The sequence below is a fragment of the Amycolatopsis sp. NPDC098790 genome, assembly GCF_044759945.1.
In the GTDB taxonomy this organism is placed as follows: domain Bacteria; phylum Actinomycetota; class Actinomycetes; order Mycobacteriales; family Pseudonocardiaceae; genus Amycolatopsis.
Genome location: NZ_JBIWAI010000001.1, coordinates 399,809 through 415,292, shown reverse-complemented (window position 1 = coordinate 415,292; position 15,484 = coordinate 399,809). Strand labels below are relative to the sequence as shown.

Here is a 15,484-nt window from a genome sequence, read left to right as displayed (position 1 = left end):
GCTGAAAACTGTCGTGCCCGTAGCCACTGCACTGCCCCCGCTCGGTCGAGACTGCTCCCGGGGGAACTTATACCGAACCCCGGTGCGGGCATCACCGAACGTCCGAAAATCACCGGCAGCGGCAGGTCGGGTCACCGGCGCTTCACCTCACCCAACGACATGAAAGGGTCGTTCATGTCGTTGGGTGAGGTGAAAGAGTCGTTCATGTCGTCGGGCCGGCCGCGCGCATCCCCGCCCCGCCGCCCGCCGCCCGCCGCGCCGCCCGCGCCGCCCCGGCCGCGCCGCCCGGCCGCGCCGCCCGGCCGCGCCGCGCCGCCTGGCGCGCCGGTGGCCCGCCGTCCCAGCGCCCTGCCGGCCCGCCACGCGCGGCCTCGCGCCGCCGCCCCGCCGCCCGCCCCGCCGCCCGCCGCGCCGCCCGCAGGTGGCCCGGGCTCGCCGAACGTCTTGAATGAGTCATTCAGGACGCCGGAGGTCCTGAATGACTCATTCAAGACGTCTCCCGCGGCCCGGAACCCAGGTCAGGTACCGGAACCCCGGATTACTGTCGGTGCCTGGCCGTACACTCGCGAACGAGGATGGGGCAAAGCTCACGGGGTGGTTCCGGCATCCGGCGGAATTACCCCGCGGCGTTCGATAGGTTGATGCGCGCACCTCGCGCACCAAGCGGTGGCCGCCATCGTCGAGTTTGAATGAGGGGTCCTTCGATGAGCACGCTGCAGTTCAAGAAGTCGCCGCGGCTGGCGGCACCGCGCCCGCCGGGTGGTGAGGTGCACCTCGAGCCGCCGCCCGAGGTGCCGCGCGTCATCCCCGGGAACATCGTCATGAAGGCGCTTCCCGTCGTCATGATCGTCGCGTCGCTCGGGATGATGGTCTTCATGTTCCAGGCCTCCAACCGGAACCCGATGATGATGGCCATGGGCGGCATGATGGTCGTCGGCACGCTCGGGATGATGGCCGGCGGCGGTGGCAAGGGCGGTGGCGCCAAGCGCGCCGAGATGGACGAAGACCGCAAGGACTACCTGCGTTACCTGGGCCAGATGCGCGACCGCGCCCGCGAGGCGATGGTCGACCAGCGCGCCGCCCTCGAATGGGTGCACCCCGACCCCCAGTCCCTCTGGCCGCTGGCCGCCAGCCGCCGCATGTGGGAACGACGGCAGAACGACCAGGACTTCCTGCACCTGCGCGTCGGGCGCAGCTCGCACCGCCTCGCGACGCGGCTGGTCCCGCCGCAGACCGGGCCGGTCGACGAGCTGGAGCCGATCGCCACCCTCGCGCTGCGCCGGTTCGTGCGCGCGCACTCGATCGTGCCGGACCTGCCGACCCAGATCACCCTGCGCGGGTTCGCCGCGGTCAGCATGCAGGGCGACCGCGCGCTGACCCGCGGCCTCACCCGCGCGATGCTCGCGCAGCTGGTCACCTTCCACAGCCCCGACGACGTCCTGATCGCGATCGCCACCGCGGGCCGCGCGAAGGAGGAGTGGGAGTGGGCGAAGTGGCTCCCGCACGCGCAGCACCCGACGCTGTCCGACGGCATCGGCCAGCTCCGCATGATGGCCGGTTCGCTGGCCCAGATCGAAAACTGGCTCGACGAAGAATTGCGTGACCGCCAGCGCTTCTCCCGCAACGCCACCCCGGCGCCGGACCAGCCGCACGTCGTGATCATCGTCGACGACGCCGAGGTCACCCGCGAAGAGCAGATCATCCTCGAGGAGGGCCTGGTCGGCGTCACGCTGGTCGACCTGTCCGACTCCATCGGCAACCTCGCCGCCCGCCGCGGCCTGCGGCTGGTCGTCGAGCCGGACCGCCTGGGCGCGCGCAGCGCCGGCGGTGTCGAGTGGTTCGGCCGCCCGGACACGCTGTCCGTGGTCGAGACCGAGTCGCTGGCCCGCCTGATCTCGCCGTACCGCGTCGGCGGCGCGGCCGGCCAGGACGTCGGCGACGAAGAGCCGCTGCTGTCCAACCCGTCGCTGCTGGAGCTGCTCGGTATCCCGGGCGACCCGATGACCTTCGACGTCCAGCAGGCCTGGCGCCCCCGCCCGATCCGCGACCGCTACCGCGTCCCGTTCGGCGTGGGTGAGTACGGCCAGCCGGTGGAGCTGGACATCAAGGAAGCCGCCGCCGAGGGCATGGGCCCGCACGGGCTGTGCATCGGCGCGACCGGGTCCGGCAAGTCGGAGTTCCTCCGCACCCTGGTCCTCGGCATGCTCGCCACGCACTCCTCGAGCACGTTGAACTTCGTCCTCGTCGACTTCAAGGGTGGCGCGACCTTCCTCGGGCTGGACAAGGCCCCGCACGTCTCGGCGGTGATCACCAACCTCGCCGACGAGGTCACGCTGGTCGACCGCATGAAGGACGCCCTGGCCGGGGAGATGAACCGCCGTCAGGAAGCGCTGAAGAACGGCGGTAACTTCAAAAACGTCTGGGAGTACGAGAAAGCCCGCGAGAACGGCGCCGACCTCGACCCGCTGCCCGCGCTGTTCATCGTCTGCGACGAGTTCTCCGAACTCCTCGCGGCGAAGCCGGACTTCATCGACCTGTTCGTCGCGATCGGCCGGCTGGGCCGGTCGCTGCAGATGCACATGCTGCTCGCCTCCCAGCGCCTGGAAGAGGGCAAGCTGCGGGGCCTGGACTCGCACCTGTCCTACCGGATCGGGTTGAAGACGTTCTCCGCGGCGGAGTCCCGCGCGGCGATCGGGGTGCCGGACGCGTTCGAGCTGCCCTCGGTCCCCGGCGGCGGCTACCTCAAGTACGACACCTCCACGCTGGTGCGGTTCAAGGCCTCCTACGTCTCCGGCCCCTACCGCCCGGCCGGGATCCAGGCGGCCGGCCCGGCGGCGACCGTGGTGCGGGCGGACAAACGCCCGCAGCTGTTCGTCCCGGACTTCGTGGAGCTGCCCAAGGAACCGGAGCCGCAGCAGGTCGAGGCGGCCCCGGTGGCGCAGCAGCCGCAGTCGGAAGAAGCGGTCGAACCGTCCGAGCTGGATGTGATCGTGTCGCGGCTGATCGGGCAGGGCCCGCCCGCGCACGAGGTGTGGCTGCCGCCGCTGAAGGACCCCAACTCCCTCGACACGCTGCTGCCGAACCTGAACCCGACCGACGACCGCGGCCTGTCCCCGGTGGGGTTCTTCGGCAATGGGCGGCTGCAGGTGCCGCTGGGCATCGTCGACCGGCCGTACGAGCAGCGCCGTGACCCGCTGTGGGCGGACTTCTCCGGCGCGGCCGGGCACGGCGTGATCGTCGGCGGGCCGCAGTCGGGCAAGTCGACGATGCTGCGGACGCTGATCATGTCGATGGCGCTGACCCACACCCCGGAGGAGGCGCAGTTCTACTGCCTGGACCTCGGTGGTGGCACCCTGGCCGGGCTGGCCGACCTGCCCCACGTCGGTGGCGTGGCGGTCGCGCGGCGCGAGCCGGACAAGGCGCGGCGGATCGTGGCCGAGCTGACCACCCTGCTCACCGAGCGGGAAGGCCGGTTCGGGGCGCTGGGCATCGACTCGATGACCGAGTTCCGCAACCGCAAGCGCCGCGGCGAGATCCGGGCCGACCAGGACCCGTTCGGCGACGCGTTCCTCGTCGTCGACGGCTGGCGCGCGCTGCGGGACGACTTCGAAGAGCTCGAGACCACGATCACCCGGATCGCAACCCAGGGTCTGTCGTACGGCGTGCACGTCATCGTCGCCGCGAACCGGTGGGCGGACATCCGCCCGGCGATCAAGGACATGATCGGCACCCGGTTCGAGCTGCGCCTGGGTGACCCGACCGAGTCCGACATCGACCGCCGGGTCGCGGTGAACATCCCGACCGGCCGCCCGGGCCGCGGGCTGACGCGGGAGAAGCTGCACCTGCTGGGCGGCCTGCCGCGGATCGACGGCTCGAGTGACCCGGAGACGATCGCGGCCGGCGTGGCCGACGCGGTGGCGAAGATCAAGGGCGCGTGGCGCGGCCGCGTGGCGCCGCAGGTCCGCCTGCTGCCGGAGATGATCACCTACGAAGAGGTGCTCAAGCTCGACGCCCACCGCGACTCCAAGCTGATCCCGATCGGGGTCAACGAGGAGGACCTGCAGCCGATCTACCTGGACTTCAACGCCGAGCCGCACTTCTACGCCTTCGCCGACGGCGAGTCGGGCAAGACGAACCTGCTGCGCCAGATCGCCCGGGGCATCTCCGAGCGGTTCACCGCGAAGGAAGCGCTGATCCTGCTGGTCGACTACCGGCGCACGATGCTCGGCTTCGTCCAGGGCGACTCGCTGCTGGGCTACGCGGTCTCGGCCGCGCAGCTGGAGAGCATGGTCGGCGACGTCTTCAACTCGATGACCCGCCGCCTGCCGGGCCCGGATGTGACGCAGGAGCAGCTGAAGACGCGGTCGTGGTGGAAGGGCCCGGAGTTGTTCATCCTGGTCGACGACTACGACCTGGTCGCCACGTCGTCGAACAACCCGCTGCGGAAGATCTCCGACTTCCTGCCGCAGGCCAAGGACGTCGGCCTGCACCTGGTGGTCGTGCGGCGCACCGGTGGTGCGAGCAAGGCGATGTACGACCCGATCATCGGCAAGCTCAAGGAGATCGCGGCGCCGGGCATGGTGATGAACGGTTCCCGCGACGAAGGTGCGCTGGTCGGCAACATCAAGCCGAGCGCGATGCCGCCGGGCCGGGGCAACCTGCTGACCCGCAAGTCGGGCAAGCAGCTGATCCAGGTGTCGTGGATCAACCCCGACTGACGACGGTGGCCGGACGCGTGCCCGGCGGGGTGGGTAGGTTCCTCCCCGAGGGCGCGTCCGGCCGGCCGGACGCGGGGGATCGCGAACTTTATTGCGGGAGCTGCTGGTGACGGTCCGGGTTGCGGTGGACTTCGGGACGTCGAGCACCTGCGTCGTCGCCTCGGTGAACGGGCGCGACCCGCAGGTCGTGGTGATCGACGGCCAGCCGCTGATGTCCTCGGCGGTGTTCGCGGCCGCGGACGGCACGCTGTTCGTCGGCCAGGAGGCCGAGCGGCAGGCGGCCGTCGACCCGTCCCGGTACGAGCCGAACCCGAAGCGGCGGATCGACGAAGGCGAGCTGCTGCTCGGCGACAGCGTCCTGCGCGTCACCGACGTCGTGCACGCGGTGCTGGGCCGCGCGGTCGCCGAGGCGCGCCGGCTGGCCGGCGAGGCCGAGGTCGACCTGCTGGTGCTGACCCACCCGGCCGACTGGGGTGCGATCCGCACCCGGCTGCTGCGGCAGGCCGCGGGCGGCCTGGCGCGCGAGGTCGCGCTGGTGCCCGAGCCGGTCGCGGCGGCGGTCTACCACGCGGCGACGTTCGCGCCGCAGGACGTGACGAACGACCGCACCGTCGAGTTCAGCGGCCGCCCCGGCGACGCGCTCGCGGTGCTGGACCTCGGCGGCGGCACGGTCGACGTCAGCGTGGTGCGGCGGCTGCCGCCGGACACCGCGCGCGACCGGGCCGGCCGTCCGCAGCGCGGCGGCTTCCAGGTGCTCGCCACCCGGGGTGACCCCGCGTTCGGCGGCGCGGACATCGACCAGGCGCTGCTGGAGCACATCGGCTCGCTCGTGGCCGGCGCGGACCAGGACGCGTGGCGGCAGCTCGTCGAAGGCCGCGAGCTGGTCGACCGGCGCCGCCGTCGCGTCCTGCGCCAGGACGTGCGCGGTGCCAAGGAAACGCTGTCGCGGCACGCCTACACCGACGTGCCGATGCCGCCGCCGTTCGCCGACGCGCACGTCACGCGCGAAGACCTCGAACGGCTGATCGCGGCGCCGCTCGGCCGCGCGGTGGAGCTGACGGTCGCGGCGATCGGCGACGCCGGCCTGCGGCCGAAGCAGCTCACGGCCATCTTCCTGGTCGGCGGGTCGAGCCGGATCCCGATGATCTCGCGGCTGGTCCACGAACGCACCGGCGTCGTGCCGACGAGCCTCGACCAGCCCGAAACGGTCGTCGCGCGCGGCGCCCTGCGGGCCGTGCTGGTGGACCCGGACCGCACGGGCGCGCTGCCCGGCGAAGCCATGGCGCGCCTCGGCGCGGTGCCCGGCGGGGCCATGAGCCCGGCGGCGCAGCGCACGGAGGTCGTCCGACCCGGCGACGTCGCCCCGCGCCCGGCGGACCAGCGCCCGGCGCCGCCGCGCACGCCGGCCGCCGTGCCGGTGCCGCCCGGGCCGGCCGGGTTCCCGAACCGCGCGGCCCCGCCGTCGCCGCCCCACGGGCAGCCGGCCGCCCGGCCGTGGACCCCGCCCGCCGGCCAGCCCGCCCAGGGCCCGCCGCCCGGCCGCCCTCCCGCCGCCACCGCGCAGCCGGAGAAGAAGGGCCGCGGGAAGCTGTGGGGGATCGTCGCCGGGGCCGTGGTCGTCGTGGCCGCGCTCGTCGTCGGCGGGATCTTCGTGTTCCGGGGCCCTGGGGGCGAAGCCGAGACCGGCCGGACGCTTTCGCAGTACGACTTCAAGTTCGTCTCGCCCGAAGACTGGGTCCAGACCGACGACCAGGTCGCCAAGAAGCAGGTCGTGATCCACCCGCAGGAGTCCCGTGACGGCAACGACCTCCTGGTCGTGCAGGAGTTCGTGATGGACTACGACGCGACGGCGAACCCGCAGAAGCTGGTGGACTACCTCAAGGGCGGCGTGGACGGCAGCCCCGACCAGTACAGCGCCTTCAACCCGAGCCTGTCGTACGCGGGCAAGACGGTGATCGGCTACCACGAAGTCAAGAAGGACCGCCCCGACCTCCAGGTCGACTGGTACGTCGTCGCGAAGGGCCGGATCCGCGTCCACGTCGGCTGCCAGTACGCCACGGCGGAACTGCGCGACCGGGTCGCCGCCGCGTGCACGCAGGCCGTGCGCACGGTCGAGATCCTCGGCTGAGAGAAAGGGGGGCACCCGGTGCCGTCCGAAGAGTTCGACAGCGCCGCGGCGGCCTTCCGGCGCACCGGCGAAGACGCGGTGACGCACGCCCGGCGCGTCGCCGGCACCGCGAAGGCGCGCACCTACCGCCACCACAGCGAAAACGTCGAACTGCTGAAGCGCAGCGGCCGCGGCGCGAAGTCCGGCGACCCGACGCCCGGGACGCTGCGCGCCGCCGCCGAACGGTTCCGCCGCGCGCGCGGGTTGTCGGTCCCGGCGGTTCCCGATCCCGCCGATTCGGTTCCTTCGCGTTCGCAATCCGCCGCCCGTGCCCCTCGAACGGGTGACGAGGACGAAGACTTTTCCCAGATGCGAATCATGAAACGCGACGGCTGAGGCACGCCGGCGATTGCTGTGCGTGTGCTAACTCCGCTGGTGGAGAACGCTTTTTCGAGTGACTCATCGCCGAGTCGGTGAGTTCGCGCAATACGCGTCGCGATCGGTTCCCGGGAGGAGCGTTCACGCAAGCAACTACTTGCGGGCAAAGCACGACAAGGGGGAACCGGACGTGGCAGGGTCTGCGTCGTAGGGCCGTACAACGAACAAGCTTGGTACGGCCAACCATCACTCTTCAGAAGGGGGTTCCGGTATGAGCGCCGGTTCCGGATTCCAGGGGACAGTTCAGCAGTTCACCGACGCCGAAGGCCGCGTCACCGAGGTGCGCGCCGGTATGGACAACAACCTCGTCACGCTGCGCGACCGCATCGAGGCCACCCGCGCCGGCTGGCAGGGTGAGGCGCAGAAGGCGTTCGACAACGTGATGATGCGGTTCGACGACGACGCCCGTCAGATGAACCAGGCCCTGCAGCGCATCGGTGACCTCCTCCGCGAGGCGGGCTCGAAGTACGAGCGTTCCGAGCAGCAGCAGCAGGAGATCCTCGCGGCCGTCAACAAGGGCTTCGACGCGCTCGGCTGAGCTTCACCTTGAATCTTCTTTTCCTCCACCAAAACTTTCTCTGCACAGAAGGAGCACATCATGCCTGATGGCGCCGGCATTGTCGTCAATTACGCCACCATCCACGCGGCCGCGGACGACTGCCGCAGCACCGGTGGCGAGCTGCAGCAGGCGTTCGACCGCCTGAAGGACGACCTCAAGCCGCTGGTCACCACCTGGACCGGTTCCGCGAAGGAGCAGTACGACCAGGCCCAGCGCACCTGGGACCAGAAGTTCGAGGACCTGAAGCAGGTTCTGGCGCAGATCGCCGCCGCCCTGCCGCAGATCGCCGACGGTTACCAGTCCACGGACAACGCCGTCGAAGGCCTGTTCTGAGCCGGTAGTCCCGGAAACCACGGCGGGCCCGCACTCCGGTGCGGGGCCCGCCGTTTTCCGTTGCGCGGCAAGGGGAACAGCCGGGAAGCGGGGATCGGTCGCCGCGAGGGGCGCGCGGTGGTGGTGCCGAAGCCGTTGCGGGAGCCCGCTTCGGCCGGCCGGCGGCGCGCGGCGAGGTGTTGTTCAGCAACCCCCGCGGCCGAATGCCTCTTCGCCGGCAGGCGAAGAGGGCCCGTGGCGCCCGCCGTCAGTGCGGTGCGCCGACCTCGTACTCGGGCCGGTCGTTGAGCACCCGCACGGTGACTTTCTTGTCCTGGCCGCCGATCTTCACCGTGCAGTCGAACGTCGTGCCGTTTTCGGCGGCTTCGTTCGCCGGGCACTGCGCGTTCGTCACGTCCGGCTCGCCGTAGCTCTCGTTGAGGACCTTGACCACACCGTCCTCAAGGGACTGCTGCTCCAGCACGTCGCCGCGGAACGCGCCCAGCAGCCACGCCGCCCCGCCGCCGATGGCGAGCACCAGGACCGCCACGCCGGCGATCAGCAACGGCTTCTTCGACTTCGGCTTCTTCGCCGGCTCCACGGCGAACGCGCCAAGGCCGCCGTACTGCGCGGGCTGGAACCCGCCGCCGTACTGCTGCTGCGGGAACTGCGCCGGCTGGCCGCCGCCGGGCGTGCCGGGCTGCTGCGGTGTCGGCTGGGACGGCGGCTGCCACGGCCCGCTGGGCTGGCCCGGCTGCCACGGTCCCGAAAACGACCCGGAACCCTGCTGCTGCGCGGGGGCCCACTGGCCGGTGTAGGAACCCGAAACCGCGCCCGGGTCGGCGTTCTGCTGCCACTGCCCGGCGTGCGGGCCGGTCGCCTGCTGGTCCGGCGGCCCCCCGGGCTGGTTCGCCGGGGGCTGCCACCACTGCGGCTGCTGCTGGGGGCCGGGCGGGTGGGTCATCGGAGATCACCTCGGGTCGTGGTCACGCGTCAGCTGCCCTGCGCTTCGCCGAGCCGGCGGTAGAAGTCGTTCATCGCCGCCCGGTCGGGCAGCACCGTGATCTGCGACGCGTCCGGCAGCTTCGGCATGTCCTGCAGGCTCGCCTTGCCGGTGAACCGGAAGTCGTACTTGAGCTCCAGGTTGTGACCGTCGCCGGAGAACTTGGCGTCCATCCCGAACGAGACCAGGCTGCCGTCCGGGTTCAGCGTGATCGTGGTCGGCACCACGGCCTTCTTCAGCTCCGGCCCGACCTGGTCGGTGATGCTCTTCGGCAGGATCTCGACCTTGTTCTTGACGAAGACCTCGAACGGCACGTTGACGGTCAGCGCGGTCTTGCCGTCACCGAGGCTCTTCGCCCCGCGGACCGCGCGCTTGTCCGCCTCGTAGGCGTCCACGGTCGAGTCGGCCATCCGGCACGGGGTCAGCACCCCGCCCCAGACGCACGGCTGGACCAGGCCGGCCTCCGGCTTCGGCATCGACACCCACGCCGTCGGCGAGACGCCCGCCTTCACGTACATCGGGCCGAGGTAGGTGTACTCGACCGCGCCGTCGGCGGGCGTGTACGTGTCGATGATCTCGTCGGGGTTCTTCTGCGACCGGTGCCGGACCACGCGGTTCTCCGGGCTGCCGGTGCGCGCCGACGTCACGGTGCTGTGGATCCACTTGTCGTCGAACTTGAAGTAGGCGTCCAGCGAGTTGGTGACGTCGCGCGTGTCGGTGATGGCGTCGCCGAGCTTGCCGATGAGCTGCTCGAACTTGGCGCCGACGTAATCCGCCGCGTCGTCGCCCTTCGGCAGCGCGGTGCCCGCCTTCGCGGTTCCGCAGGCGCTGACCAGGGCCAGGATGGCGCCCAGGACGAAGATCGCCGTCGGTCGTCTGCTCATGCGCGTCCCCTGCTCGATGGTGCCGCCCGGATCGTCTCATCCTCGCGTGTCGGCGCGGCGCGTGCGGGCACTTCCGCGGGAAAACCGGGTAGAGTCTCGCTGCGCCCAGGCCGGTCGAAGGGCCCTGCGGGCGTCTCCACCCACCCCGATGCACGGGTGCGGTGGGCGTGCGGGTATCTTTACATGTCGTTGTGCGCTGCGGCGCGTAAGCGCTAGGCCCGCACAGAACCCACACGCAATGTTGACGACGAGGTAGACCCTTGCCCACGTACAGCCCCAAGCCCGGCGATCTCACTCGTGCCTGGCACGTGATCGACGCCGAGGATGTCGTGCTCGGAAGGCTGGCGACCGAGGTCGCCACGCTGCTGCGCGGCAAGCACAAGCCGACCTACGCCCCGCACGTGGACACCGGTGACTTCGTCATCATCGTCAACGCCGAGAAGGTCGCGCTCACCGGTAACAAGCGCGAGCAGAAGTTCGCCTACCGGCACAGCGGTTACCCCGGCGGTCTGCGCAAGCGCTCCTTCGGCGAGCTGCTCGACACCAAGCCCGAGCACCTCGTCGAGAAGGTCGTCAAGGGCATGCTGCCGAAGAACAAGCTCGGCCGCGCCCAGGCGAAGAAGCTGAAGGTCTACGCCGGTGCTGAGCACCCGCACGCCGCGCAGCAGCCGCAGGCGCGCGAGATCACCAAGATCGCGCAGGTCGCGCAGTGAGTGAGGAACAGTCTGTGACCAGCACCGAGACCGAGACCCCCGAGGTCGTCGAGGCCACCGAGGCGACCGAGACCGGCGCCGTCGCGACCAGCGAGACCCCGGTCGCCACCAGCGAGTCCGCTGCCGCGCCGCGCCCGTCGCGTGCCGCCGGCGGCAACGCGCAGACCGTCGGCCGCCGCAAGGAGGCCGTCGTCCGCGTGCGGGTCGTCCCGGGCACCGGTGTGTTCAAGCTCAACGGCCGCACCCTCGAGGAGTACTTCCCGAACAAGGTGCACCAGCAGCTCATCCGCGAGCCGCTGGTCACGGTCGAGAAGCCGGACTCCTTCGACATCTTCGCCAACCTCCACGGCGGCGGCGTCTCCGGCCAGGCCGGTGCGCTGCGCCTGGCGATCGCCCGCGCGCTCGTCGAGGTCGACGCCGATGACCGCCCGGCCCTCAAGAAGGCCGGCTTCCTGACCCGTGACGCGCGCGCCACGGAGCGGAAGAAGTACGGCCTCAAGAAGGCCCGCAAGGCCCCGCAGTACAGCAAGCGCTGATCGCGCCACTGGCGCAACCCACCGGAGCGCCCATCCGTCCATCGGATGGGCGCTCCGGCGTTTTTCAGGGGTGTGTCGTTTCCGTCGAAGGGAGCGACACTCAGGGAAGGCGGTCCGTCAGGATCGCTAGGTTGTCGTGGTCATTCCACAAGGAGGTCGATCGATGGCACGCCTGTTCGGTACCGACGGGGTACGTGGCCTGGCCAACGCCGAGCTGACGCCGGAGCTCGCGCTCGCGCTGGCGGCCAGCGCCGCCCGCGTGCTCGCCGCGCACGACCGCTCGCACCGGCCGGTCGCGGTCGTCGGCCGTGACCCGCGCGCCAGCGGCGAGATGCTCGAGGCCGCGGTCGTCGCGGGCCTCACGTCCGCCGGGGCCGACGTCCTGCGCGTCGGCGTCCTGCCGACGCCCGCCGTCGCCTACCTGGTCGGCTCGCTCGAGGCCGATCTGGGCGTGATGATCTCCGCGTCGCACAACCCGATGCCCGACAACGGCATCAAGCTCTTCGCCGCGGGCGGGCACAAGCTCCCCGACGGCATCGAGGACGAGATCGAAGCCGGCCTCGCGGACGGCAAGGTCCGCCCGACCGGTGCCGGCGTCGGCCGCGTCCACGACGTCGACGACGCCCTCGACCGCTACGCCACCCACCTGCTCGGCGCGACGCCGCACTCGCTCGCCGGGCTGAAGATCGTCGTCGACTGCGCGAACGGCGCGTCGTCGGCCGCCGCACCCGAGATCTACCGCCGGGCGGGCGCCGAGGTCGTCGCCCTGTTCGCGGAGCCGGACGGCGTCAACATCAACGAGCACTGCGGCTCGAACCACCCGGACAAGCTGCGTGAGGCGGTCGTCGCGCACGGCGCCGACCTGGGCATCGCCCACGACGGCGACGCCGACCGCTGCGTGGCCGTCGACTCCGCGGGCGAGCTCGTGGACGGCGACCAGATCATGGCCGTGCTGGCCCTCGCGCTGGCCGAGTCCGGCGAGCTGACCAAGGACACGCTGGTCGCGACCGTGATGAGCAACCTCGGCCTGCACCTGGCCATGAAGGCCCACGGCGTGCACGTCGTCACGACGGCGGTGGGCGACCGGTACGTCCTCGAGGAGCTGCGCGCGAGCGGCTACGCCCTCGGCGGCGAGCAGTCCGGCCACGTCGTGCTGCCGGCCCACGCGACCACGGGCGACGGCCTGCTGACCGCGCTGCGCCTGATGAGCCGGATGGCCGAGACGGGCAAATCCCTGGAGGACCTGGCCGCGGTGATGAACCGGCTGCCGCAGGTCCTGGTGAACGTCCCGGTCGCGGACAAGGCGGCGGTCGCCGGCTCGTCCGAGGTCCGTGACGCGATCGGCGCGGTCGAGGCCGAGCTGGGCGAGGAGGGCCGGGTGCTGCTGCGCCCGTCCGGCACCGAGCAGCTGGTCCGCGTGATGGTCGAGGCCCCGGCCCAGGCCACGGCCCAGGCCGCGGCCGACCGACTGGCCGGCGTGGTCTCAGCGGTTTCCTGATCGGGTGACCACGGCCTTCGCCAGGCCGTGGAACACCGGGTGGGTCTTCCACTCCACGTCGCCGACTTCGCAGCCGGGCTCAAGGTGCTGGGCGAGGGCCGTGAGAGCGACTTCGCCCTCGGCCAGCGCGACGCCCGAACCCGGGCAGGCGTGCCGTCCCAGGCCGAACGGGAGCCCGTCGGCCAGGGACACCGCCAGCGGACCGTCCGGCCCGAACCGCAGCACGTACCGGGCCGGACAAACCGCCGTCACCAGCTCACGCACACCCCGCGGCCCTGACTTCGCGAGTTCCAGCCCCGCGCAGGCCAGGAAGTTCAGCGAGTTCTCGTAGGCCGCGTGCGCCAGGACGACAGCGTTGATCGCCAGCTCGTCTTCGTCGAGCCGGCCGGCCGCGTGGGCCTCCCGCAACGCCGTCAACCCGCCCGGCCCGGCCGGGGTCCGGCTCAGCTGCACCGCGAGCCGGAACGCCGCCGCCTGGCCGGCCCGGTCCGCGCCGCCGAAGACGTCGAGGTTCGCCGTCGTCGCCTCCAGGCGGTCCAGGAAGGCGTCGTCCAGTTCGACGCCGAGCGCCGCCGACGTCACCAGCCCCGCCACCGGCCGCGCGAAGTCCCGTACCAGGTCGAAGGAAGATCCCAGCCCGGCCACCACGGCTTCGATCCCGGCGAGCACCGGCGCGGGCAGGGGCTCCAGCCCGGCGATGATCTCCCGCAGCACCCCGCGGACCCGCGTGTGGCCGTCGCCGTCGCGCAGCAGCACGCTCGGCGAACCGCCGCCGGGATCCGACGTCAGCTCGGGGGAGCGCAGGGCCCGCGCGCACGCGTCGCGGCCGGAGAGCACGCCGATCCCGTGCCGCTCGAAGTCGTCCATCGCTTCGACACGGTAGGGCAGGATGGGCGCGTGCCGCCCGCAGACGTCCCGGAAGAGGTCCTGACCACCCCGTTCACGGACTACCTGCGCCGCAACGCCGCCGAGGACCGGCCCGCGTTCACGTGCCGCACCTTCCCCGGCCCCACCGACCACACGCTGACGTGGCCCCAGGTGCTCGCGCGCGTCCGCGGTGTCGCGCGCGAGCTGCGCCGCCGCACCGAGCCGGGCGACCGGGTGGCGATCGTCGCCCGGCAGGACCTCGGGTACGTCGTCGCGTTCCTCGGCACGCTCTACGCGGGCCGGATCGCGGTGCCGCTGTCCGTCCCGACCGGCCGGACCGGCCGCGCCCGGATCGAGTCGGCCTTCGCGGACGCCACCCCGGCAGCCTGCCTGACCTCGAAGGACCTCCTGGACAAGATCCCGCCGGTCGTCGCACTGGCCGTCGAGGACATCGAAGCCGACGACACCGAGCCGCCCGCCGAAGTGGCGATGGGCGACCCGGCGTACCTGCAGTACACGTCGGGCTCGACGAGCCGCCCGGCCGGCGCGGTGATCTCGCACCGCGCGCTGGTGGCCGCCTGCTGGCAGACGACGGAGTGCTACCACGCCGACGCGTCGACCAACCTGGCAGGCTGGGTGCCGTTCTTCCACGACATGGGCCTGGTCCTGCTCATCGGCACGCCCGTCTTCCTGGGCGCGCACTCGGTGTTCTGCACGCCGATGGAGTTCGTCCGCGACCCGCTGCGCTGGATCCGGCTGCTCGCCGAGCACCCCGGCGCGATCACCGCCGCGCCGAACTTCGCCTTCGACATGGCCGCCGGCGCCGCCGGCGAACTCGAAGACGTCGACCTCTCGCACGTCAACTCGATCCTCAACGGCAGCGAACCGATCCGCGCGGCCAGCCTCGACGCCTTCCACGACGCCTTCGCGCGGTTCGGGCTGCCGCGCACCGCGCTCAAACCGTGCTACGGCCTGGCCGAGGCGACGGTGTTCGTCGCGAGCGCGGGCGACGAGGGTCCGACGGTCACGCCGTTCGACGGCGGCGAGCCGCGGGTGTCGGTGGGGCGGCCGTACGGTCAGCGGATCCGCTTTGTCGACAAAGAGATCCAGGTGTCCGGCCCCAACGTCGCCGACGGCTATTGGGGCCGCCCGGACCGCGGTGACACGTTCACCGAAGACGGCTGGCTCCGCACCGGCGACCTCGGGTTCGTCCACGATGGACAGCTGTACGTCACCGGGCGGCGCAAGGACCTGATCATCGTCGACGGCCGCAACCACCACCCGCAGGACATCGAGGCCACCGTCGAGGCCGCGCACCCCGCCATCCGGCAGGCGCGCGTCGCCGCGTTCGCCGTGCGGGACGGCGGCGGCGAGGGCGTCGCGGTGGTGGCCGGCTGCACGGCGCCCGGCGACGACGTCGAGACGGCCGTGCGGCGGGCCGTGTCCGCGGGGCACGACCTGCCGCTGCGCGCACTCTGGCTGGTGCCGCCGGGCGCGGTGCCGCGGACCTCCAGCGGCAAGGTGTCCCGCGCCGCGGCCCGCGACCGGTGGTGGGGCGAGAATGGGCGCCATGGATGACGCGGGCGCCTACGCCGACGAGATCCGCAAGATCGTCTGCACCGCGCTGGAGGTCCCGCCGGAGCGGCTCGGCGACACGACCCCGTTCGACGACATCGGCATGACGTCCCGGCAGCGCGTCCAGCTGCTCGCCCGGGTCGAGGTGCGCTACGGCGTGTCGGTCGACCTGGACGAGCTCGACCGGCTGGTGGACGTCCGCGGCGTCGCCGAAGTGATCTCCGAGGCGGTCGCCGCGCAGCGGACCACCGGCTGAGTGCACTTCGGCGAAGCC

At 71.8% G+C, this 15,484-nt stretch carries 14 protein-coding genes; 10 read left to right on the top strand and 4 right to left on the bottom strand.

Going from position 1 to position 15,484, the window contains the following annotated elements; all coding sequences use genetic code 11:
* Positions 1-202: 202 nt before the first annotated feature.
* Entirely contained in the window at positions 203-457 is a 255-nt protein-coding gene (locus tag ACIQWX_RS02085) for a hypothetical protein (protein WP_400864346.1), read from the bottom strand.
* A gap of 247 nt (positions 458-704) precedes the next feature.
* On the opposite strand from ACIQWX_RS02085, the gene eccCa reads away from it, so the two are divergent.
* From eccCa to ACIQWX_RS02060, 5 genes are all read left to right on the top strand, one after another.
* Entirely contained in the window at positions 705-4,718 is a 4,014-nt protein-coding gene (gene eccCa / locus ACIQWX_RS02080; RefSeq protein WP_400864343.1) for a type VII secretion protein EccCa, read from the top strand.
* Between the two features lie 106 nt (positions 4,719-4,824).
* A complete protein-coding gene (locus ACIQWX_RS02075) occupies positions 4,825-6,846 on the top strand; it encodes a type VII secretion-associated protein (protein WP_400864341.1) in 2,022 nt (673 codons plus the stop codon).
* Between the two features lie 18 nt (positions 6,847-6,864).
* Positions 6,865-7,221, top strand: coding sequence for a hypothetical protein (locus ACIQWX_RS02070; protein WP_400864338.1), 357 nt, complete (start codon positions 6,865-6,867; stop codon positions 7,219-7,221).
* A 253-nt stretch (positions 7,222-7,474) separates the two neighbouring features.
* Entirely contained in the window at positions 7,475-7,801 is a 327-nt protein-coding gene (locus tag ACIQWX_RS02065) for a WXG100 family type VII secretion target (protein ID WP_400864336.1), read from the top strand.
* A 60-nt stretch (positions 7,802-7,861) separates the two neighbouring features.
* Complete coding sequence (locus tag ACIQWX_RS02060) at positions 7,862-8,155, top strand: WXG100 family type VII secretion target (RefSeq protein ID WP_400864333.1); 294 nt, start codon at positions 7,862-7,864, stop codon at positions 8,153-8,155.
* Positions 8,156-8,402: 247 nt separating this feature from the next.
* Here the strand turns inward: ACIQWX_RS02060 and ACIQWX_RS02055 are convergent, their stop codons facing one another.
* Positions 8,403-9,098 carry a DUF4333 domain-containing protein gene (locus ACIQWX_RS02055; RefSeq protein ID WP_400864331.1) on the bottom strand — a complete coding sequence of 232 codons (696 nt, stop codon included), beginning with the start codon at positions 9,096-9,098 and terminating at the stop codon, positions 8,403-8,405.
* Between the two features lie 29 nt (positions 9,099-9,127).
* Positions 9,128-10,021, bottom strand: coding sequence for a hypothetical protein (locus ACIQWX_RS02050; RefSeq protein WP_400864329.1), 894 nt, complete (start codon positions 10,019-10,021; stop codon positions 9,128-9,130).
* Positions 10,022-10,281: 260 nt separating this feature from the next.
* On the opposite strand from ACIQWX_RS02050, the gene rplM reads away from it, so the two are divergent.
* From rplM to glmM, 3 genes are all read left to right on the top strand, one after another.
* On the top strand, positions 10,282-10,734 hold the full coding sequence (gene rplM, locus ACIQWX_RS02045; protein ID WP_400864327.1) for a 50S ribosomal protein L13: 453 nt from the start codon (positions 10,282-10,284) through the stop codon (positions 10,732-10,734).
* A 14-nt stretch (positions 10,735-10,748) separates the two neighbouring features.
* Positions 10,749-11,270, top strand: coding sequence for a 30S ribosomal protein S9 (gene rpsI, locus ACIQWX_RS02040; protein WP_086679272.1), 522 nt, complete (start codon positions 10,749-10,751; stop codon positions 11,268-11,270).
* A gap of 163 nt (positions 11,271-11,433) precedes the next feature.
* Positions 11,434-12,768 carry a phosphoglucosamine mutase gene (gene glmM / locus ACIQWX_RS02035; RefSeq protein WP_400864323.1) on the top strand — a complete coding sequence of 445 codons (1,335 nt, stop codon included), beginning with the start codon at positions 11,434-11,436 and terminating at the stop codon, positions 12,766-12,768.
* Here glmM and ACIQWX_RS02030 read toward each other — a convergent pair.
* Positions 12,754-13,635: a cytochrome P450 gene (locus ACIQWX_RS02030; protein WP_400864321.1), complete on the bottom strand. Its 882-nt coding sequence runs from the start codon at positions 13,633-13,635 to the stop codon at positions 12,754-12,756. The genes glmM and ACIQWX_RS02030 overlap by 15 nt on opposite strands.
* 30 nt (positions 13,636-13,665) lie before the next feature.
* Between ACIQWX_RS02030 and ACIQWX_RS02025 the strand changes: the two genes are divergently transcribed.
* Together ACIQWX_RS02025 and ACIQWX_RS02020 are read left to right on the top strand one after the other, a co-directional pair.
* Positions 13,666-15,213, top strand: coding sequence for a fatty acyl-AMP ligase (locus ACIQWX_RS02025; protein ID WP_400864319.1), 1,548 nt, complete (start codon positions 13,666-13,668; stop codon positions 15,211-15,213).
* Positions 15,206-15,466 (top strand): acyl carrier protein, encoded by a 261-nt coding sequence (locus ACIQWX_RS02020; RefSeq protein WP_400864316.1) that lies wholly within the window; start codon positions 15,206-15,208, stop codon positions 15,464-15,466. The genes ACIQWX_RS02025 and ACIQWX_RS02020 overlap by 8 nt, the downstream gene beginning before the upstream one ends.
* The last annotated feature ends 18 nt before the right edge of the window (positions 15,467-15,484 follow it).